Annotated in this window: 19 protein-coding genes, 1 other RNA gene and 1 pseudogene; 8 read left to right on the top strand and 13 right to left on the bottom strand. The window is 62.2% G+C overall.

The features are described from left to right. Nucleotides 1-7: 7 nt before the first annotated feature. Genes JNA92_RS15335 through JNA92_RS15320 form a run of 4 tightly spaced genes read right to left on the bottom strand, consistent with a single transcriptional unit; the run spans nt 8 to nt 3,594 of the window. Complete coding sequence (locus JNA92_RS15335) at nt 8-490, bottom strand: DUF4442 domain-containing protein (RefSeq protein WP_241805487.1); 483 nt, start codon at nt 488-490, stop codon at nt 8-10. Then, entirely contained in the window at nt 487-1,686 is a 1,200-nt protein-coding gene (ubiH, locus tag JNA92_RS15330) for a 2-octaprenyl-6-methoxyphenyl hydroxylase (RefSeq protein WP_241805486.1), read from the bottom strand. Before ubiH ends, JNA92_RS15335 begins: the two co-directional genes overlap by 4 nt. Beyond that, nucleotides 1,683-3,017: a Xaa-Pro aminopeptidase gene (pepP, locus tag JNA92_RS15325; RefSeq protein WP_241805485.1), complete on the bottom strand. Its 1,335-nt coding sequence runs from the start codon at nt 3,015-3,017 to the stop codon at nt 1,683-1,685. The genes ubiH and pepP overlap by 4 nt, the downstream gene beginning before the upstream one ends. Nucleotides 3,018-3,039: 22 nt before the next feature. After that, complete coding sequence (locus JNA92_RS15320; protein WP_241805484.1) at nt 3,040-3,594, bottom strand: YecA family protein; 555 nt, start codon at nt 3,592-3,594, stop codon at nt 3,040-3,042. 181 nt (nt 3,595-3,775) lie between these two features. On the opposite strand from JNA92_RS15320, the gene JNA92_RS15315 reads away from it, so the two are divergent. The 4 genes from JNA92_RS15315 (at nt 3,776) to JNA92_RS15300 (ending at nt 5,148) form a co-directional block, all read left to right on the top strand. Then, nucleotides 3,776-3,958, top strand: a complete 183-nt coding sequence (locus JNA92_RS15315; RefSeq protein WP_042112137.1) for a TIGR02449 family protein — start codon at nt 3,776-3,778, stop codon at nt 3,956-3,958. Then, nucleotides 3,955-4,275, top strand: coding sequence for a cell division protein ZapA (locus JNA92_RS15310; RefSeq protein ID WP_241805483.1), 321 nt, complete (start codon nt 3,955-3,957; stop codon nt 4,273-4,275). The genes JNA92_RS15315 and JNA92_RS15310 overlap by 4 nt, the downstream gene beginning before the upstream one ends. Nucleotides 4,276-4,292: 17 nt before the next feature. Then, nucleotides 4,293-4,472: non-coding RNA, 6S RNA (gene ssrS, locus JNA92_RS15305), on the top strand. Nucleotides 4,473-4,539: 67 nt separating this feature from the next. Then, nucleotides 4,540-5,148 carry a 5-formyltetrahydrofolate cyclo-ligase gene (locus tag JNA92_RS15300; RefSeq protein ID WP_241805482.1) on the top strand — a complete coding sequence of 203 codons (609 nt, stop codon included), beginning with the start codon at nt 4,540-4,542 and terminating at the stop codon, nt 5,146-5,148. Between the two features lie 20 nt (nt 5,149-5,168). On the opposite strand, the gene JNA92_RS15295 is transcribed toward JNA92_RS15300, so the two are convergent. After that, nucleotides 5,169-5,318, bottom strand: coding sequence for a hypothetical protein (locus JNA92_RS15295; protein WP_241805481.1), 150 nt, complete (start codon nt 5,316-5,318; stop codon nt 5,169-5,171). Nucleotides 5,319-5,496: 178 nt separating this feature from the next. On the opposite strand from JNA92_RS15295, the gene JNA92_RS15290 reads away from it, so the two are divergent. After that, complete coding sequence (locus JNA92_RS15290) at nt 5,497-5,949, top strand: EVE domain-containing protein (RefSeq protein WP_241805480.1); 453 nt, start codon at nt 5,497-5,499, stop codon at nt 5,947-5,949. Between the two features lie 33 nt (nt 5,950-5,982). Here JNA92_RS15290 and JNA92_RS15285 read toward each other — a convergent pair whose 3' ends face one another. Then, nucleotides 5,983-6,387 (bottom strand): flagellar basal body-associated protein FliL, encoded by a 405-nt coding sequence (locus JNA92_RS15285; protein ID WP_241805479.1) that lies wholly within the window; start codon nt 6,385-6,387, stop codon nt 5,983-5,985. Nucleotides 6,388-6,543: 156 nt separating this feature from the next. Between JNA92_RS15285 and JNA92_RS15280 the strand changes: the two genes are divergently transcribed. Next, on the top strand, nt 6,544-7,521 hold the full coding sequence (locus JNA92_RS15280) for an NADPH:quinone oxidoreductase family protein (protein ID WP_241805478.1): 978 nt from the start codon (nt 6,544-6,546) through the stop codon (nt 7,519-7,521). 70 nt (nt 7,522-7,591) lie between these two features. Here the strand turns inward: JNA92_RS15280 and JNA92_RS15275 are convergent, their stop codons facing one another. From JNA92_RS15275 to trxA, 5 genes are all read right to left on the bottom strand, one after another. Further along, nucleotides 7,592-8,242: a gamma-glutamylcyclotransferase gene (locus JNA92_RS15275; RefSeq protein ID WP_241805477.1), complete on the bottom strand. Its 651-nt coding sequence runs from the start codon at nt 8,240-8,242 to the stop codon at nt 7,592-7,594. 245 nt (nt 8,243-8,487) lie between these two features. Further along, nucleotides 8,488-9,456 (bottom strand): CDP-6-deoxy-delta-3,4-glucoseen reductase, encoded by a 969-nt coding sequence (locus JNA92_RS15270; protein ID WP_241805476.1) that lies wholly within the window; start codon nt 9,454-9,456, stop codon nt 8,488-8,490. Next, nucleotides 9,456-10,922: a 4-hydroxy-3-polyprenylbenzoate decarboxylase gene (gene ubiD / locus JNA92_RS15265; protein WP_012316791.1), complete on the bottom strand. Its 1,467-nt coding sequence runs from the start codon at nt 10,920-10,922 to the stop codon at nt 9,456-9,458. Before ubiD ends, JNA92_RS15270 begins: the two co-directional genes overlap by 1 nt. Nucleotides 10,923-11,126: 204 nt before the next feature. Continuing rightward, nucleotides 11,127-12,386, bottom strand: a complete 1,260-nt coding sequence (gene rho, locus JNA92_RS15260; protein ID WP_003253661.1) for a transcription termination factor Rho — start codon at nt 12,384-12,386, stop codon at nt 11,127-11,129. A gap of 228 nt (nt 12,387-12,614) precedes the next feature. Continuing rightward, a complete protein-coding gene (gene trxA, locus JNA92_RS15255; protein ID WP_009684153.1) occupies nt 12,615-12,944 on the bottom strand; it encodes a thioredoxin TrxA in 330 nt (109 codons plus the stop codon). Nucleotides 12,945-13,187: 243 nt separating this feature from the next. Between trxA and ppx the strand changes: the two genes are divergently transcribed. Then, nucleotides 13,188-14,690 (top strand): exopolyphosphatase, encoded by a 1,503-nt coding sequence (gene ppx, locus JNA92_RS15250; RefSeq protein ID WP_241805475.1) that lies wholly within the window; start codon nt 13,188-13,190, stop codon nt 14,688-14,690. Here the strand turns inward: ppx and ppk1 are convergent. After that, complete coding sequence (ppk1, locus tag JNA92_RS15245) at nt 14,677-16,857, bottom strand: polyphosphate kinase 1 (protein WP_372490516.1); 2,181 nt, start codon at nt 16,855-16,857, stop codon at nt 14,677-14,679. The genes ppx and ppk1 overlap by 14 nt on opposite strands. Before the next feature lie 275 nt (nt 16,858-17,132). Here ppk1 and JNA92_RS15240 point away from each other — a divergent pair, with 275 nt between their 5' ends. After that, nucleotides 17,133-17,777 (top strand): DedA family protein, encoded by a 645-nt coding sequence (locus JNA92_RS15240; RefSeq protein WP_241805473.1) that lies wholly within the window; start codon nt 17,133-17,135, stop codon nt 17,775-17,777. Between the two features lie 501 nt (nt 17,778-18,278). On the opposite strand, the pseudogene JNA92_RS15235 reads toward JNA92_RS15240, so the two are convergent. Next, nucleotides 18,279-18,905, bottom strand: a pseudogene (locus tag JNA92_RS15235) (sterol desaturase family protein); the annotation flags it as partial. Nucleotide 18,906 lies beyond the last annotated feature (1 nt).

Genomic DNA, 18,906 nt, shown 5'->3' with positions numbered 1-18,906 from the left:
CCATGCCTTACGCCTGCCTCGCTTGCGGCTTTAGCCGCACGTATAGGGTTTTATCGACCCGCGCCACCAGCTCGCCGGCACCGTCACGGACATCGACCTGCAAACGTGGCAGGTATTTCTTGCCACCGGCGGTCTGCTGGCGGATCTCATCCAGCAGTGCGTCTTCGATGTGGAAATCGGCATACACCGGGCCTTTGCCGGGTGTGATGAAGTCAATGCTGGCTGCCTTGTCCCAGACAATGTACTCACGGCCCAGCAGTTCGATCAGCATCAGCATGTAGAACGGATCGACCATCGAATACAAGCTACCGCCAAACTGGGTACCGACGTAGTTGCGGTTCCAGCGCGTCAACTTCATGCGCACCCTGACACTGCGCATGTCTGGGCTGATGTGCTGAATGCGAATGCCAGCACCCAGGTACGGTGGGTAAAGGTTCAGCAGCCAGCGCAGCATGCGCGCCCGGCGCGCCAGCTTGCGCGGGTTGCTCATGCCTGACCCCGCGGATCAGGGCGGGTGCCCAAGCCCATGGCCTGGCGGGCGAACCAGCTTCTTGCCGGCGGCAGCAAGTCGAGCCCAAGCAAACCGATGTTGCGCCCAGCGGCCAACAATGGCTGGTTGCTGCCGAACAGGCGGGTGACCTGGTCGGAAAAACCGATGGTCATGGCCTGATCGAGTTGCTGGCGTCGATGGTACGCCTGCAGGGTCGCCAGATCGCCTGGCTGCTGCGGGCCGGCCAGCAGCGCGTCGGCCAGCGCCTGCACGTCACGCAGCGACAGGTTGAAGCCCTGCCCGGCAATGGGGTGCAGGCTGTGCGCGGCATTGCCTAATACAACCAGATGAGGGCGCACCTGCTCCTGGGCTTCGACCAGTGCCAGCGGGTAAAGATGCCGTGCGCCGACCTGGCGCAGGGCGCCGAGGCGATAGCCGAATACATCCTGAAGCTCGCGCAGGAAGCTGCGCTCGTCGATCTCGGCCAGGCGCTTGGCGTCCATACCCTGACGGGTCCAGACCAACGCACAGCGATTCTCGGGCAGCGGCAGCAGTGCCATGGGGCCTTGCTCGGTAAAACGCTCGAAGGCTTGCCCGCGATGGGATTCGCCTGGGGTGATGTTGGCGATCAGCGCGCTCTGCTCGTACGGCGTGCGGCGCACATGTATGCCCAATTGCTCGCGCAAGCCCGAGCGGCCACCGTCGGCCAGCACTGCCAGGTCGCACTCCAGGCTGGTGTCATCGTCCAGCTGCAAGCGATAACCACCGGCAACAGCCTGCATCGCCTTCACTTCGGCCGGGCAGCGCCAGCTCACCACCTCACTGTCCAGCCCTTGCCAAAGGCACTGGCCAAGCCAGGCGTTCTCGACCACGTAGCCCAACGCTGGCACACCCTCCTCCAGCGCATCCAGGCGGGTGCAGCCAAAGCGCCCACGGTCCGAGACCTGAATTTGCCGGATCGGCTCGGCACGCGGGCTGATCGCTTGCCACATGCCCAGGTGCTGATAGATCTGCCGGGTACCGAACGATAGCGCAGAGGAGCGTGCATCATAGCTGGGCTGGAAGCTGTCGCCCGGGGCGAACGGCTCGATCAGCAGGATCTTCCAGCCACGCGCCTTGGCGCCAGCCTGCAGGGCCAGCGCCAGGCTGGCGCCGACCAGGCCGCCACCAATGATCGCCAGGTTGACTCGGTTCATGCCGCGTCCTTACGTGCCGCCAGCATCAGCGCCTCGATCTCGGCGACCGTCCGGGGCACGCCCGACGTCAGAATTTCACAACCTTGCCTGGTCACCACCACGTCGTCCTCGATCCTTACGCCGATGCCACGCCATTTCTTCGCGACCTGCTGATTGTCGGCGGCAATGTAGATACCCGGTTCGACGGTCAGCGCCATGCCGGGCTCCAGCACTCGCCACTGGCCGCCGACCTTGTACTCGCCCACATCGTGCACATCCATGCCGAGCCAGTGCCCGGCACGGTGCATGTAGAAGGCGCGATACGCTTCACTTTCGATCAGCGCCTGCACCTTGCCCTTGAGCAACCCCAACTCCACCAGCCCTTCGGTGATTACCCGCACGGTCGCTTCATGGGCGTGGTTCCAGTGCTTGCCGGGAGCAATTTCGGCGAAGGCAGCGGCCTGGGCCTTGAGCACCAATTCATAAATGGCCTTCTGCTCAGGCGAAAAACGCCCGCTGACCGGGAAGGTGCGGGTGATGTCGCTGGCATAGCAATCGATTTCGCAACCGGCGTCGATCAGCACCAGGTCACCGTCCTTGAGCGCGGCATTGTTTTCTTGATAGTGCAGGATACAGCCATTGCGGCCAGCCGCGACGATCGACCCGTAGGCTGGCATTCTTGCCCCACCCTTACGGAATTCGTAGTCCAGCTCGGCTTCCAGGCTGTACTCGTGCAGCCCTGCCCGGCAGGCCTGCATGGCCCGCACATGGGCGCGTGCAGAAATGTCTGCAGCGGCGCGCATCACTTTCACTTCCGCCGCTGATTTATACAGACGCATGTCGTGCAGCAGATGATCCAGGGCAACAAACTCGTTGGGAGGCTGGGCGCCAAGGCGCGCCTTGGAGCGGATCACGTTGATCCAGTCCATCAGCCGGCGGTCGAACTCGGGGTTGCTGCCCATGGCGCTGTAGACCCGTTCGCGACCTTCGATGAGGCCTGGGAGGATCTCGTCGATGTCGGTGATCGGGAAGGCATCGTCCGCGCCAAAGTCGCGGATGGCACCTTCCTGGCCGGCCCGCAGGCCGTCCCATAGCTCACGCTCGGGATTACGCTCGCGGCAGAACAGTACGTACTCGCCATGCTCGCGCCCCGGGATCAGCGCAATCACCGCCTCCGGCTCCGGGAAGCCGCTCAGGTACTGGAAATCGCTGTCCTGGCGGTACACGTGTTCGACATCGCGGTTACGAATGGCGACCGCGGCAGCCGGCAGGATGGCAATGCTGTTGGGGACCATCTGCGCCATCAGCGCCTTGCGCCGACGGGCATATTCGGCCTTGGGTATGCGGCTCATGGGCAAGACTACCCCCGGTTGATCAGTGCAGCGAAGGTTTTGGCGCGGGCGCGGCGGGCGCGGCCAGCTCTGTGTAGAGCAGCAGCGGCGCAACGCGCAGATACTCCATGACTTCCATGTAGTCGCTTTCGCCGTCCTCGGATTCCTCCAGCGCTTCCTGGACCTGGGAAATGGCCACCAGGTCCTGGAGCACTTCCTTGGCATCAGTGGACAGGTCCTTGCCGCCAGCATTCAGCCCGAAGCCGGCGATGAAGCCCTGGCACCACTGGCCCAGGGCCGTGGCACGCTCGGTCAGCGAGGTTTCATCGGTTGGCAGCAGCAGCACGATGGCAATGTCCTCGCCGGTCAGCTCGGCCTTGACCATCTCCTGCAGGCCGATCAGTGCAGCGCGCACATTGTCTTCAGGTTCGTTTTCCAGCACCCCGGCAGCATCGGCCAGCCAGGCATCGGCGTCGAAGCCGGCACCGGCGCAACTGCGGCCAATCAGCAGGCCGTGCAGCTCGGCGGGGGAAACAGGGTGGCCGTTGCTCGAGAGCAGTGCGGCGAATGCGGTGTAGGGCGATTGGGTATTAGGCATGGGCGGCTAGGCGCCAGACGGCGCATTTGACTAGAATGAAGGCCTTGTATCCTAGCACCGGCAGGCGCGCCAAGACCATCGGCACTGGCCGTCACCGCTCAGGGAGAGGCATCATCGACGGGTGATTCATGACGGAGCGAATCGAGTGCAACCCACGCAAGAGAACGACCTGCAAGCATTGATGAGCCGGTTCGAGTCGCTGATCGAGCGGGTCGAGCAACTTAAACGGCAAAATGCACTCCTAGTAGCTCAGGAAAAATCCTGGCGCGAAGAGCGCGCCCACCTCATCGAAAAGAACGAGATCGCCAAGCGCAAGGTCGAGTCGATGATCTTACGCCTCAAGGCCCTGGAGCAAGACTCATGAGCTCAAGCAATAGTGTCACCGTGCAGATCCTGGACAAGGAATACTCGATCATCTGCCCGCCGGAAGAACGCAACAACCTGGTCAGCGCGGCACGCTACCTGGACGGCAAGATGCGCGAGATCCGCAGCAGCGGCAAGGTGATCGGTGCCGACCGGATCGCGGTGATGGCCGCATTGAACATCACCCACGAGATGCTCCACCGCCAGGACGACCGCACCGACGCCCCCGCTGGTAGCGCCACCCGCGAACAGGTCCGCGACCTGCTCGATCGCGTCGACAAGGCTTTGTCCGACGACACGGATACCAAAATCGGCTGAGGTTGGTATACTGGCGCCACTCCCTGGTGGATGCGCCAGTCGGTTATGTCCCTGAGCCGATACGCACAACCACGGGGGTTGCACGCTGGGGCCGGTGTGCATGTCCGCCCGACGGAAAGCCTTAACGCCCCCTGCAATCTCCACCTTGAACTTTCGGGTTCAAGGGCTACACCGATAGCGGTCTTATCGGGGAGCCTGTTTTCGATTGCCCACCCCGGTGGGCAGTTCTCGCTTTTAGCTTCGACACCTGGGAACGCCCGTGCCATGACCGACACCGCGCCGCTCACACGCCCCCAGCTTCGTCGCCTGCTTCGCAATGCCCGTCGCGCGCTCACGCCAGCCCAGCAACGCCAAGCCTCCCTTGGGCTGTATCGGCAGCTGGCGCAAAACCCGCTTTTCCGCCGCGCCCGGCACATCGCCCTGTACCTCCCCAACGACGGTGAAATCGACCCGCAGCTGCTACTGCGCGAGGCGCAACGGCGCGGCAAACGTACTTACTTGCCGGTACTGCACGCCTGGCCGCGTACGCGCATGGTGTTCCAGCGGTTCGAGAAGGGTGAACGGCTCAAGCGCAACCGTTTCCGTATTCCAGAGCCGCTGACTGACCGCAAGCGCCAGCGCCCGATCTGGTCGCTGGACCTGATCCTGCTGCCACTGGTGGGCTTCGATGAAGCCGGCGGGCGGCTAGGCATGGGCGGGGGCTTCTACGATCGCAGCCTGGCTTACCAGGCGCGACGCAAGACATGGAAAAAACCCCTGCTGCTGGGGCTGGCCCATGAATGCCAGAAGGTCGAACGACTGGCGCAGGCCAGCTGGGATGTACCACTGCAGGGCACGGTTTCGGACCGTGCCTGGTACCTGGCGCCGAAATAACCGGCGTCAGCGGGGACGGTTCAGCGCTGCTGCTGGCCGGCTTCGACCGGTGTCTGGTACGCGGTATCGAGCTTGCGCTCCCAGATACCTTGCGCGTAACCGGTGGTAACCACACCCAGACCAAAAATGAAGACTAGGACCCAGAGCAGGTCCGGTTTGCGTTGATTCATCGAAGAATGCCCCCCTAGGCATACTTACTGGCTCGGCGACCTTCTTGGTGCCGCCGGAGCATATGACGTTAAAATCGGCGCATTTTCCGACAACCTGAGTCGACACGCAAACGTTGACGCCAACCGGCTGTCGGTTTCGTGCAACAGGTTATTTCAAACCTTTTCAGGAGCAGTATCCATGGCCTACTGGCTGATGAAATCCGAGCCCGATGAGCTTTCGATCGAAGGCCTGGGCCGCTTGGGCGAAGCTCGCTGGGACGGCGTGCGCAACTACCAGGCGCGCAACTTTATGCGCGCCATGAACGTAGGCGATGAGTTTTTCTTCTACCACTCCAGCTGCCCTCAACCTGGCATTGCCGGGATCGCCCGAATCACTGCAGCGGCCTACCCGGACCCGACTGCGCTGGACCCTCAGAGCCATTACTACGACGCCAAGGCCACTGCCGAAAAGAACCCTTGGAGCGCCGTGGATGTGGCGCACGTGAAGACATTCAGGCAGGTACTGGGGCTGGGCTTGCTCAAGCAGCAAAGCGCGCTGGAGGAATTGCCGCTGGTTCAGAAAGGCACTCGGCTGTCGGTGATGCCGGTGACCGCAGAGCAGTGGGCGGCGATCATTGCGCTAAGCACATGACCGGCCCCGCGAAGGGGCCAGCCTGGATCTCGTTCACTGCACGATCAGGTTATTGAACAGCAGGTCCTCGACAATCGGCTTGCCCTCTTCTGCTTCCATCACCTGCTGCACTTGCTTGAGTGCCTCTTGGCGCAGTTTTTCCTTCGCTTCGACGTTGCTCAAGTTATCCACACCCTGCTGGGTGAACAGCGCCACCAGCTGGTTGCGAATCAACGGCTCGTGGTGCTTGACCGCCTTGGCTGCCTCGTCGCCAGTCACGCGCAGGGCTACGTCAGCCTTGTACACGCGCAACCTGGGGCCACCATCGAGGGCATAGTTGCCTACAAAGGGCGGGCTCAGGCTGATATAGGAGACCTTGGGGGCTCCTTCCTTGGCTTCTTCGGCCAGAGCCGCCGCTGGCAGCATCAGGGCCAGCACCATCAAGATCCACGCTTTCACGAATTCGCTCCTCAAAACAATTGGCGCCAGCTTACCCAGCATGCGACCCAAACCCAAGCCCGGGCTTATGCCGCCCCATCAGGGCGAGCCATGCTCGTTGACCCGGCAGGTCGCCCTCCTACACTTATCGGCCACTACCCGCAAAGGAATAGCCCGATGAAAGCTGTGTTGTGTAAAACCTTGGGGCCCGCACGCAACCTGGTTCTGGAAGAGGTGGCCAGCCCGGTACCGAAGAAAAACGAAATTCTGCTCGAGGTGCATGCGGCCGGGGTCAACTTCCCAGATACCCTGATCATCGAAGGCAAATACCAGTTCCAGCCACCGCTACCGTTCTCTCCAGGTGGCGAGGCGGCGGGTGTCGTTGCCGCTGTGGGCGAGCGCGCCGGTGCCTTACAGGTCGGGGACAGAGTGATGGCCCTCACCGGCTGGGGGGCGTTCGCCGAACAGGTGGCCGTGCCGTTCTACAACGTGCTGCCCATCCCCGAAAGCATGGACTTCACCACCGCTGCCGCCTTTGGCATGACCTATGGCACCTCGATGCACGCGCTCAAGCAGCGCGGCCAGTTGCAGCCAGGGGAAACCCTGTTGGTGCTAGGTGCGTCCGGTGGCGTCGGCCTGGCGGCCGTGGAGATCGGCAAGGCGATGGGCGCCAAGGTGATCGCAGCTGCCAGCAGCGCCGAGAAACTGGCTGTGGCCAAGTCTGCAGGTGCGGACGAGCTGATCGACTACAGCCAGGCCAGCCTCAAGGAGGAAATCAAGCGTCTGACCGGCGGCCAAGGGGTAGATGTGATCTATGACCCGGTCGGCGGTGAACTGTTCGACCAGGCCGTGCGCGGGCTGGCGTGGAACGGGCGGTTGCTGGTGGTCGGCTTCGCCAGCGGGACGATTCCACAGATGGCGGCCAACCTGGTACTGCTCAAGGGCGCCGCGGTGTTGGGGGTATTCTGGGGGGCCTTTGCCCAGCGCCAGCCGCAGGACAATGCGGCCAACTTCAGCCAGCTGTTTGCCTGGCATGCCGAGGGCAAGCTGAAGCCCCTGGTATCGAAGACTTACCCGCTGGCCGAGGCGGGCGCGGCGATCGAGCAGCTGGGCCAAAGGAAAGCGGTAGGTAAGTTGGTGGTACAGGCCAGATGATCATTTGAGAAAAGGCTGACCCCGCAGCGCGCTTCGCGGATGAGCCCGCGAAGAGCGCTGCACCGCCCGATCAGACCTCACGCAGGTTGTGGCAGCGCCTGAAGCGCGCTTCGAGGTTGCGGTCGGGCATCTGGTGGCTGCGCAGTGCGTTCAACGTCTGCTCGACATACTCACGCGTGGTGCCATAGCGCCCTTTGGCACTGGCAAGAATCTGGCTAAGAAGCGTATCGGGCAAATTCCCGGCGTAGCACGGCAGGTGTCGCTCAAGTACGAAGCCCAAGGCCTGCACCTTGTTGCCATCACCCAGCCGGCAGCTGAGCCAGTGAGGCCGGTACGCCGGGTACGGCATCTCTCTTTGCCACAAGGCCATCAGCGAGTCGTCGAGGTTGCTTTCATCGAGGCGGTAGGCAAAACCGCTGCACGAACCGCCGCGGTCGAGGCCGAATACCAGGCCTGGCGTTTCCGGCGTGCCCCGATGCTCGTGCGACCACAGATAAAGGCCACGGTGATAGCCATGCACCCGTGCACGCTGGCGCTCTACCGAACTGCACTCCGGGCGCCATATCAACGAACCATAGGCAAATAACCAGACCGGGCCGCCGTGATGGCGCGACATGGTGGTATGCATGGAGTTGATCAATTGCTCGCGGGTCAGTTGCTGGCCGAAGTCGAGTGCCGGAGGATAAGTGCTTTTCCAGGCTAAACTTTCAAGTGCCGACATAAGCTGCCGCCATTATTCCCTGTGAACTACTGATAGCGCGAAAAGCCCTGTAGGGCGGGGCTTGCGCCGATGCCCTTGGAGGCTGCAATCACCTTAAGAAGAAGCGCGCCAACACTCAAGCCCTGGAGCCTGAGTTTCACGCGAACTTCCGACGACTGGAGCGCCTTGCTGCAAAGTATAGTGAAAGTTATTAGGCAAGGCGGCAGGAATTACCGCCTTATACCCACTACTTTGAACTTCGGTTATTAACCACGCGGGGCGTAGGCAAACACATCAGCGCGCATGCGATGCGCATCCATACCGGCCTCGACCAGGGCATCGAGCGTGGCATAAACCATGTTGGGCGAGCCACTGGCATAAACGTGAACCGTATTGAGGTCTTGCACGTCCTCGCATACCGCCTCGTGCAACATGCCACAACGGCCTTCCCAGCCACACAAGTCGCTCACCACCTTGTGCAGGAACAGGTTGGGCAAGCGCTCCCACTCGGCCCAGTGCTCGATGGCGTAGAAATCCTCAGGGCGTCGCACCCCCCAGTAGAGGTGCACCGGGTGCTTGAAGCCCTGGGCGCGGCAATGCTCGACCAGGCTGTGCATCTGCCCCATGCCGGTCCCCGCAGCGATGAGCACCAGGGGCCCATCGGGCAACTCGGCCAGGTGGGTGTCCCCGAATGGCATCTCGATGCGCGCGACAGGGTCGCGCTGCAACTGCGCCAACAGCTGCCTGGCACTGTCTTCGCGGACCAGCACGTGAAGCTCAAGGTCGCGCCCACTGTGGGGGGCAGACGCCAGCGAGAACGCCGCCGGCTTGCCGCCCTCGCGCTCGATCATCAGGTACTGCCCGGCGTGATAGCGCAGTGGCTTGCCAGCCGGCGCACGCAAGCGCACGCGCCAGACGTCGCCACCTACCTCGACGCATTCAGTGACGCTGCATGCCAGCTTGCGCACTGGCAGCTCGCCCAAGGCCAGCACACCATCCCAGAGCAGCACGCAGTCCTCCAGTGGTTCGGCGATGCAGGTGAACAGCTCACCATGGTCGCGCACCTCACCATTCTGGCGAACGCGACCCTCGACCAACAATGCGGCGCACACATGGCAATTGCCATTGCGACAGCTGTTCGGGCAGTCATAGCCCAGCCGCCGCGCTCCATCCAGGATCCGTTCCCCGGGTTCGAGCGCCAGCACCGCCCCGGACGGCTGCAACGTTACCTGCATCAATCTATTCCCAACTGGTCCCACAACTCATCGATGCGGCGGGTGACGGCCTCGTCCTTGACGATGACCCGGCCCCATTCGCGTGTAGTCTCGCCCGGCCACTTGTGGGTGGCATCCAGGCCCATCTTCGACCCCAGGCCCGATACCGGCGACGCAAAGTCCAGGTAGTCGATCGGCGTGTTGTCGATCATCACCGTATCACGCTTGGGGTCCATGCGCGTGGTGATGGCCCAGATCACGTCATTCCAGTCACGGGCGTTGATGTCGTCATCGGTGACGATAACGAACTTGGTGTACATGAACTGTCTCAGGAACGACCACACACCCAGCATCACGCGCTTGGCGTGGCCCGGGTACTGCTTCTTCATCGTCACCACCGCCATGCGGTACGAGCACCCTTCCGGCGGCAGGTAGAAGTCGACGATCTCCGGGAACTGCTTTTGCAGGATTGGCACGAACACTTCATTGAGTGCCACGCCAAGGATGGCTGGCTCATCTGGCGGCCGACCGGTATAGGTGCTGTGGTAGATCGGTTTTTGCCGGTGAGTGATGCGTTCGACGGTGAACACCGGGAAGCTGTCCACTTCGTTGTAGTAGCCGGTGTGGTCACCATAGGGGCCCTCCGGGGCCATCTCCCCCGGGTGGATCACACCCTCGAGGATGATCTCGGCGGTGGCAGGTACCTGCAGGTTGCTGCCTCGGCATTTGACCAGCTCGGTGCGGTTGCCGCGCAGCAGGCCAGCGAAGGCGTACTCGGAAAGCGTATCGGGCACCGGCGTGACGGCGCCGAGGATGGTTGCCGGGTCAGCGCCCAGGGCAACGGCGACCGGGAACGGCTGGCCGGGGTTCTTCTCGCACCACTCGCGATAATCCAGCGCACCACCGCGGTGGCTCAACCAGCGCATGATGACCTTGTTGCGGCCGATGACCTGCTGGCGATAAATGCCCAGGTTCTGGCGGTCCTTGTTCGGCCCGCGAGTCACGGTGAGGCCCCAGGTGATCAGCGGCGCCACGTCGCCCGGCCAGCAGTGCTGGATCGGCAGTTGGCCAAGGTCGACGTCATCGCCCTCGACCACCACCTCCTGGCAAACGGCATCCTTGACCACCTTCGGTGCCATGGACACGACCTTCTTGAAGATCGGCAGTTTCGACCAGGCATCCTTGAGGCCTTTCGGCGGCTCCGGCTCCTTGAGGAAGGCCAACAGCTTGCCGATCTCGCGCAGCTCCTCGACCGATTCGGCGCCCATGCCCATGGCCACCCGCTCCGGGGTGCCGAACAGGTTGCCGAGCACCGGGATATCGAAGCCCGTGGGCTTTTCGAACAACAACGCCGGCCCCTTTGCACGCAGGGTGCGGTCACACACCTCGGTCATTTCCAGGACGGGGGAGATCGGAACCTGGATGCGCTTGAGTTCACCGCGCTGTTCCAGGCCACGGATGAAGTCGCGCAAGTCGCGATACTGCATGCATGAGCCTCGTGTTGGCCGTATCGGTCGGGGTGCAGAGTGTAGCGCCGTTCAGTGCTCAATGGCCAAAAATGACTTGGGGCCGCTTCGCGCCCCATCACCGGCAGGCCGGCCGCCACAAGGGTCGCAGAGGACCTGTGGAAGCCGGCTTGCCGGCGATGGGGTGCGAAGCAGCCCCAATCATTGCTTGGACGATCTGAGCGCTTACTTGCGCTTCATCGACAGGAAGAACTCGTCGTTGGTCTTGGTCTGCTTGAGCTTGTCGACCAAGAACTCGATGGCGGCGATTTCGTCCATCGGGTGCAGCAGCTTGCGCAGAATCCACATGCGCTGGAGTTCGTCGTCGGCGGTCAGCAGCTCTTCACGGCGGGTGCCCGAGCGGTTGATGTTGATGGCCGGGAACACACGCTTCTCGGCGATACGACGGTCCAGGGGCAGCTCCATGTTGCCGGTACCCTTGAACTCTTCGTAGATCACTTCGTCCATCTTCGAACCGGTTTCTACCAGCGCGGTGGCGATGATGGTCAGCGAACCGCCTTCCTCGATGTTACGCGCAGCACCGAAGAAGCGCTTCGGCTTCTCCAGGGCGTGGGCATCGACACCACCGGTCAGTACCTTGCCGGAGCTCGGGATCACGGTGTTGTAGGCACGCGCCAGACGGGTGATGGAGTCGAGCAGAATGACCACATCCTTCTTGTGCTCGACCAGGCGCTTGGCCTTCTCGATGACCATTTCGGCAACCTGCACGTGGCGGGTTGGCGGCTCATCGAAGGTCGAAGCCACCACTTCACCGCGCACGGTGCGCTGCATTTCGGTCACTTCTTCCGGGCGCTCGTCGATCAGCAGAACGATCAGGTGGCACTCGGGGTTGTTACGGGTGATGTTGGCCGCGATGTTCTGCAGCATGATCGTTTTACCGGCTTTCGGCGGGGCGACGATCAGGCCACGCTGGCCCTTGCCGATCGGCGCGCACAGGTCGATGACGCGGCCGGTCAGGTCTTCGGTGGAACCGTTGCCGGCTTCCATCTTCAGGCGCTTGTTCGGGAACAGCGGCGTCAGGTTTTCGAAGAGGATCTTGTTCTTTGCGTTTTCCGGGCGATCGAAGTTGATCGTGTCGACCTTGAGCAGCGCGAAGTAACGCTCCCCTTCCTTCGGCGGGCGGATCTTGCCGACGATGGTATCGCCGGTACGCAGGTTGAAGCGGCGGATCTGGCTAGGCGAGACGTAGATGTCGTCGGGGCCGGCCAGATAGGACGCATCAGCCGAACGCAGGAAACCGAAACCATCCTGGAGAATCTCCAGCACGCCGTCACCTGAGATCTCTTCGCCGCTTTTCGCGTGCTTCTTCAGCAGGGCGAAAATCACGTCCTGTTTGCGCGAACGGGCCATGTTTTCGATGCCCATCTGTTCGGCCATTTCCAGCAGATCGGTAATCGGCTTTTGCTTGAGTTCAGTCAGGTTCATAAGGGGAATGACGTAATCATGTATGAAGGGAGGATTAAGCTTCTGGCTTAATGAAGCCGCGCCGCTAGAAGGCGATAGGATCGCGCACAGATTCTAATTAGGAGTGCGTCGGCGACGGCGTGCAGGGGGCACTGGAGAAACAGTGCGAGGCCGAATGTAACACTTGCTTTTTTAGACGTCTAGTGGGTTGGAAAAGAAAAGCCCCGGAATTTCCGGGGCTTTTTCACATCACAGGTGGGCGTCGAGGAACGCAGCCAGCTGGGATTTGGACAGGGCGCCGACCTTGGTGGCCTCGACGTTGCCGTTCTTGAACAGCATCAGCGTCGGGATGCCACGCACGCCGTGCTTGGCCGGGGTTTCCTGGTTGTCGTCGATGTTCAGCTTGGCGACGGTCAGTTTACCCTCGTAGGTGCTGGCGATGTCGTCCAGAACTGGAGCGATCATCTTGCATGGGCCGCACCATTCAGCCCAGTAGTCGACCAGCACCGGGCCTTGGGCTTGCAGGACTTCGGCCTCAAAGGTGGCGTCGGTGACGTGTTTGATAAGGTCGCTGCTCATGGATATCTCCAGGGTCGTAAGCAAAAATCGTGGCCCATCATAGCCGCACCCACGCGCTACAGGAAGTCACGGACGATTGAGTGTCACTATAGTTGTGCAAGACGCCACGAATCGAAACTGTCACAGAAGTGTCATAGCATCGACTGGCACATTGCCTTGCATCAAGCCCTGGCGAGTCGCGCGTTGGCGACAGCCTGCTAACGTGGCACGATTGCCGGGTTACCGACCGAGACTACTCAGATCATGCCGCATACCTTAGCGAAGAACCTGTCCCTGATTGCCGCCATCGACCTGGGCTCCAACAGTTTTCACATGGTCGTGGCCAAGGCTCACCATACCGAAATCCGCATCCTGGAACGGCTTGGGGAGAAGGTTCAGCTCGCCGCTGGCATCGACGAAGCACGCATGCTCAGTGAAGAAGCCATGGTCCGGGGCCTGGAATGCCTGAAACGCTTTGCCCAACTGATCAACGGCATGCCTGCAGGCGCCGTGCGCATCGTTGGCACCAACGCCCTGCGCGAGGCGCGCAACCGCAACGAATTCATCCAGCGTGCCGAAGTGATCCTCGGCCACCCTGTGGAAGTGATCTCCGGCCGCGAAGAAGCGCGCCTGATCTACCTGGGCGTGTCCCATACCCTGGCCGACACCCCCGGTAAACGCCTGGTCGCCGACATCGGCGGCGGCAGCACCGAGTTCATCATCGGCCAGCGCTTTGAGCCGCTGCTGCGTGAAAGCCTGCAGATGGGCTGCGTCAGCTTCACCCAGCGCTATTTCCGCGATGGCAAGATCACCCCGGCCCGCTACGCCCAGGCCTACACGGCAGCGCGCCTGGAGCTGATGAGCATCGAGAACGCCCTGCACCGCCTGACCTGGGATGAAGCGATTGGCTCGTCCGGTACCATCCGCGCCATCGGCGCCGCGATCAAAGCAGCAGGCCTGGGCAATGGCGAAGTCAACGCCGAGGGGCTGGCATGGGTCAAACGCAGGCTGTTCAAGCTGGGCGACACCGACAAGATCGACTTCGACGGGGTCAAACCCGACCGCCGCGCCATCTTCCCAGCCGGCATGGCGATTCTCGAAGCGATCTTCGACGCGCTGGAACTGCAACGCATGGACCATTGCGATGGCGCGCTGCGTGAAGGCGTGCTGTTCGACCTGCTTGGCCGCCACCACCACGAAGACGTGCGCGAACGCACCCTGAATTCGCTGATGGAACGCTACCACGTCGATCAGGGCCAGGCGGCGCGCGTCGAGCGCAAGGCGCTGCACGCTTTTGACCAAGTGGCCAAGGCGTGGGACCTTGAAGAGGGTAACTGGCGCGATCTACTGGGCTGGGCTGCCAAAATTCACGAAATCGGCCTGGACATCGCCCACTATCACTACCACAAGCATGGCGCCTACCTGATCGAACACTCCGACCTGTCGGGCTTCTCGCGTGAAGACCAGCAGATGATGGCGCTGCTGGTCCGTGGCCACCGGCGCAACATCCCCAAGGAAAAGTTCGCCGAACTGGGCGATGAAGGGGTGAAACTGCTGCGTCTTTGCGTACTGCTGCGCTTCGCCATTCTGTTCCATCACATCCGCGGCACCCAACAGATGCCGAAGGTGCAACTGCAGGCCGCAGACAATAGCCTCGATGTGGCCTTCCCGGCCGGCTGGCTGGAGCAGAACCAGCTGACCCAGGCCGACTTCGCCAACGAGGCGGAGTGGCTGACCCGGGTCAACTTCGTCCTCAGCGTACGTTAAGTACCGGGTTGCTCAGGCGCTCCAACAGGGTCGCCTGGGCGCTGCGCGGGTTCTGGTTGCCGGTCGGCGTGCTGCGCACATAGCGCCCGTCCGGCTGCAGCGTCCAGGCGTGGGTGTTGTCGGTCAGGTAGCCTTCCAGTTCCTTTTTCACCCGCAGCAGCAGCTTCTTGCCCTCCACCGGGAAGCAGGTCTCTACACGCTTGTCGAGGTTACGCTCCATCCAGTCGGCGCTGGACAGGTAAATCTGCTCGTCGCCGCCGTTGAGGAAGTAGAACACCCGGGTATGCTCCAGGAAGCGGCCGATGATCGAGCGCACCTGGATATTATGCGAAACCCCCGGAATGCCTGGGCGCAAGCAGCACATGCCACGGACCACCAGGTCGATCTTCACACCCGACTGGCTGGCCTTGTACAGGGCCTTGATGACCTTGGCATCGGTCAGCGAGTTGAACTTGGCGATGATATGCGCGGGTTTGCCTTCCAGGGCGAACTGGGTTTCCCGGGCAATCATGTCGAGCATGCCCTTTTTCAGGGTGAACGGCGCGTGCAGCAGCTTTTTCATGCGCAAGGTCTTGCCCATGCCGATCAACTGGCTGAACAGCTTGCCCACGTCCTCGGTGAGGGCGTCGTCGGAGGTCAGCAAGCTGTAGTCGGTGTACAGGCGGGCATTACCGGCGTGGTAGTTACCGGTGCCCAGGTGGGCGTAGCGGACGATCTCGCCCTGCTCACGGCGCAGGATCAGCATCATCTTGGCGTGGGTCTTGAAGCCCACCACGCCATAGATGACCACGGCACCGGCGGCCTGCAGGCGGCTGGCCATCTGCAGGTTGGACTCTTCGTCGAAACGCGCACGCAGCTCGATCACCGCAGTGACCTCCTTGCCGTTACGTGCCGCATCCACCAGCGCATCGACAATTTCCGAGTTGGCCCCTGAACGGTACAGCGTCTGGCGCACAGCGAGCACGTGCGGGTCCTTGGCGGCCTGGCGCAGCAGGTCGACCACGGGGGTGAAGGACTCGAACGGGTGCATCAGCAGGATGTCCTGCTTGCTGATGACACTGAAGATGTTGTCGGCGTTGGCCAGCAGCTTGGGGATCGCCGGGGTGAACGGCGTGTACTGCAGCTCCGGGTGGCTGTCCAGCCCGGTGATGCTGAACAGGCGGGTCAGGTTGACCGGGCCGTTGACCTGGTACAGCTCGCTCTCGCTGAGGCTGAACTGCTTGAGCAGGTAGTCGGACAGGTGCTTGGGGCAAGTGTCAGCCACTTCCAGGCGCACGGCATCACCGTAGCGGCGCGAGAACAGCTCACCGCGCAGGGCGCGCGCCAGGTCGTCGACTTCTTCCGAATCCAGTGCCAGGTCGGCGTTACGGGTCAGGCGGAACTGGTAGCAACCCTTGACCTTCATGCCTTGGAACAGGTCATCGGCATGGGCGTGGATCATCGAGGACAGGAACACGTAGTTGTCCCCAGGGCCACCGACGTCTTCCGGCACACGGATGACCCGCGGCAGCAGGCGCGGCGCCGGGATGATCGCCAAGCCCGAATCACGACCGAAGGCATCGACCCCTTCGAGTTCGACGATGAAGTTCAGGCTCTTGTTCACCAGCAACGGGAACGGGTGCGTCGGGTCCAGACCGATCGGCGTGATGATCGGCGCAATTTCGTCACGGAAGTAGCGGCGCACCCAGGTCTTGAGTTTGGGCGTCCAGTAACGGCGGCGGATGAAGCGGATCGCGTGCTTTTCCAGCTCCGGCAGCAGCACGTCATTGAGGATGGCGTACTGGCGCTCCACTTCGGTGTGCACCAGCTCGCTGATGCGCGCCAGCGCCTGATGCGGCTGCAGGCCGTCGGCACCGGCCTGTTCACGGGCGAAGTTGATCTGCTTCTTCAGGCCCGCGACGCGGATCTCGAAAAACTCATCGAGGTTGCTGGAGAAGATCAGCAGGAATTTCAGGCGCTCGAGCAGCGGGTAGGACTCATCCAGCGCCTGCTCCAGCACGCGGATGTTGAACTGCAGTTGCGACAGCTCGCGATGAATGTACAGGCTGCTGTCGTCCAGGCTTGGGATGGCGATGGCCGGCGCGGGGGCGGCATGCACCGGCGCGGGGGCGGCGGCCTCTGCTGCAGGCTCCGGGGCCTCTGGCAGATCTGGCGGGGTCTGCACCATCTCTTCAGGGACTGCCTGGGCATCCTTGATCGCGACAGGGGTTAGCACTTCATTATTCATCTGGCGTTCCTGGAGGACGTTAACGCCCTATCATCAATTGAGCGGGACGATAAGCGGCCATTATGACGTCTGTGTTACATCTATAGGCAAGCCCGCGACTTGTGGCTCAAGCCATTGTCCTTCTACCAATTGTTCACGTCGAGACGCGCCTGGGCACTTTCACGAACGCGCGTGAAGGGGTAGGCTGCGCGTTCATTTCGCCAGCACCTCAGAAAATGCTTCAACAATTCCTGCAGGATTTCGGCTATTTTGCCCTTTTTCTAGGCACCTTCTTTGAAGGCGAGACCATCCTGGTGCTTGCAGGATTCCTTGCGTTCCGCGGGTACATGGACATCAGCCTGGTGGTGATCGTGGCATTCTTCGGCAGCTATGCCGGCGACCAGCTGTGGTACTTCATGGGCCGCCGGCACGGGCGCAAGATCCTTGCGCGCAAGCCGCGCTGGCAGGCAATGGGCGACCGGGCGCTGGAGCATATCCGCCGCCACCCCGACATCTGGGTACTGAGCTTCCGCTTCGTCTATGGCCTGCGCACGGTGATGCCCGTGGCTATCGGCCTGTCTGGCTACCCACCCCGGCGTTACCTGCTGCTCAACGGCATCGGTGCAGCCGTGTGGGCCTTGGCCCTGGGCGCTGCCGCGTACCACTTCGGCGCCATTCTGGAAGGCATGCTGGGCAACGTGAAGAAGTACGAGCTATGGGTGCTCGGTGGCCTGCTGCTGCTCGGTGCCCTGCTGTGGCTGCGCCGGCGCTTTCGCACCTTGCGCGCCGAGCGCAAGGCCGCCGCACAAGCCCAGGCTGACGAGGCTGAGCAAACTGTAAAGCGCGAGCATGGCCCAGACCAAGGGCGTGACAACCCCTAAGCCCAGAGCGCCAGCCAGATACAGTGCGGGCGCATTCAACAACAGGCGCACCAGCTCCAGGCGCGCTGCCCACGGCCGGTTCTCCAAGGCCGCGCCCAAGGCAAACAGGCCCAAGGCCATCACCGCCCAGCCCAGCACCAGGGCCGCTGTCGGCACCTGCTCGGCAACGCTCATCAAGTAGCTGCCCAATGCCACGTAAACGGCGAACTGCAGCACCACGTAAACCTGCTGCGCCCGCCCCAGGGCCACCGCGAACTTACGGAACAGCGCCAGGTTCTGCTTGGCCTGTGGATAACGCGCGGCGACATCCGCCGGCCGCCAGCCCGTGGGCATGAACCAGATACGCAGTTTGTCCCACAGGCTTTCGGTGCGCCGGGCATCGTCCCAGAGCTGGGCATAGAACTGCAGGTTGGCCCATAACGGGTTCCAGCTGGCCAGCGGCGTGGTCACGCCAAACACCACGGGCTCGGCCGGATCTTCTTCCTTGAATGTGCCAAACAGACGGTCCCACAGAATGAACACACCGCCGTAGTTGCGATCCAAATAAACAGGATTTTGCGCATGGTGGACGCGATGGTTGGACGGAGTGATCAGTATCCATTCGAGCCAGCCCAACTTGGGAATGTGCCGGGTATGCACCCAGAACTGGTACAGCAGGTTGAGCGACGCCACCGTTATGAACACCCAGGGCGACACGCCGAGCAGCGCCAGCGGCAGGTAGAAGATCCACGAAAAGAGGAAACCGCTGCTGGTCTGGCGCAACGCGGTGGTGAGGTTGTACTCCTCGCTCTGGTGATGCACCGAATGGGCCGCCCACAGTACATTGCGCTCATGGCCCAAGCGGTGCAGCCAGTAATAGCAGAAGTCGTACAGCACGAACGCCAGCAACCAGACCCAGAGGGCGTGGTCCGGCAAGTGCAGCAGCGCCAGATGCTCCCACGCCAGTGCATAGGTCACCACCCCTACCCCTTTTGTCAGCAGGCCGGTGCTGGTGGAAAGCACGCCAGTGCTCAGGCTGTTGATCGAATCGGCCACGGTGAAATTACGCTGGCCACGCACACGGTCGGCGACCAGTTCAACCGCGATCAGCACGAAAAAGAACGGTACGGCCAGCAGAATCAGGTCCATG

The organism is Pseudomonas putida (assembly GCF_022627325.1).
In the GTDB taxonomy this organism is placed as follows: Bacteria; Pseudomonadota; Gammaproteobacteria; order Pseudomonadales; family Pseudomonadaceae; genus Aquipseudomonas; species Aquipseudomonas putida_X.
The sequence above is the reverse complement of the archived record's forward strand: the minus strand, read 5'-3'. Positions and strand labels throughout refer to the sequence as shown.

Excerpts from the sequence above, each read along its gene's own strand:
- JNA92_RS15295 (WP_241805481.1), bottom strand. The coding sequence starts at position 5,318 with ATGAATCAACGCAAACCGGACCTGCTCTGGGTCCTAGTCTTCATTTTT.
- JNA92_RS15270 (WP_241805476.1), bottom strand. The coding sequence starts at position 9,456 with ATGCAGGTAACGTTGCAGCCGTCCGGGGCGGTGCTGGCGCTCGAACCC.
- rho (WP_003253661.1), bottom strand. The coding sequence starts at position 12,386 with ATGAACCTGACTGAACTCAAGCAAAAGCCGATTACCGATCTGCTGGAA.
- ppx (WP_241805475.1), top strand. The coding sequence starts at position 13,188 with ATGCCGCATACCTTAGCGAAGAACCTGTCCCTGATTGCCGCCATCGAC.
- JNA92_RS15275 (WP_241805477.1), bottom strand. The coding sequence starts at position 8,242 with ATGTCGGCACTTGAAAGTTTAGCCTGGAAAAGCACTTATCCTCCGGCA.
- JNA92_RS15280 (WP_241805478.1), top strand. The coding sequence starts at position 6,544 with ATGAAAGCTGTGTTGTGTAAAACCTTGGGGCCCGCACGCAACCTGGTT.
- JNA92_RS15315 (WP_042112137.1), top strand. The coding sequence starts at position 3,776 with ATGAGCCGGTTCGAGTCGCTGATCGAGCGGGTCGAGCAACTTAAACGG.
- JNA92_RS15320 (WP_241805484.1), bottom strand. The coding sequence starts at position 3,594 with ATGCCTAATACCCAATCGCCCTACACCGCATTCGCCGCACTGCTCTCG.
- JNA92_RS15240 (WP_241805473.1), top strand. The coding sequence starts at position 17,133 with ATGCTTCAACAATTCCTGCAGGATTTCGGCTATTTTGCCCTTTTTCTA.
- trxA (WP_009684153.1), bottom strand. The coding sequence starts at position 12,944 with ATGAGCAGCGACCTTATCAAACACGTCACCGACGCCACCTTTGAGGCC.
- ubiD (WP_012316791.1), bottom strand. The coding sequence starts at position 10,922 with ATGCAGTATCGCGACTTGCGCGACTTCATCCGTGGCCTGGAACAGCGC.
- JNA92_RS15300 (WP_241805482.1), top strand. The coding sequence starts at position 4,540 with ATGACCGACACCGCGCCGCTCACACGCCCCCAGCTTCGTCGCCTGCTT.
- ubiH (WP_241805486.1), bottom strand. The coding sequence starts at position 1,686 with ATGAACCGAGTCAACCTGGCGATCATTGGTGGCGGCCTGGTCGGCGCC.
- JNA92_RS15310 (WP_241805483.1), top strand. The coding sequence starts at position 3,955 with ATGAGCTCAAGCAATAGTGTCACCGTGCAGATCCTGGACAAGGAATAC.
- pepP (WP_241805485.1), bottom strand. The coding sequence starts at position 3,017 with ATGAGCCGCATACCCAAGGCCGAATATGCCCGTCGGCGCAAGGCGCTG.
- ppk1 (WP_372490516.1), bottom strand. The coding sequence starts at position 16,857 with ATGGTGCAGACCCCGCCAGATCTGCCAGAGGCCCCGGAGCCTGCAGCA.
- JNA92_RS15335 (WP_241805487.1), bottom strand. The coding sequence starts at position 490 with ATGAGCAACCCGCGCAAGCTGGCGCGCCGGGCGCGCATGCTGCGCTGG.
- JNA92_RS15290 (WP_241805480.1), top strand. The coding sequence starts at position 5,497 with ATGGCCTACTGGCTGATGAAATCCGAGCCCGATGAGCTTTCGATCGAA.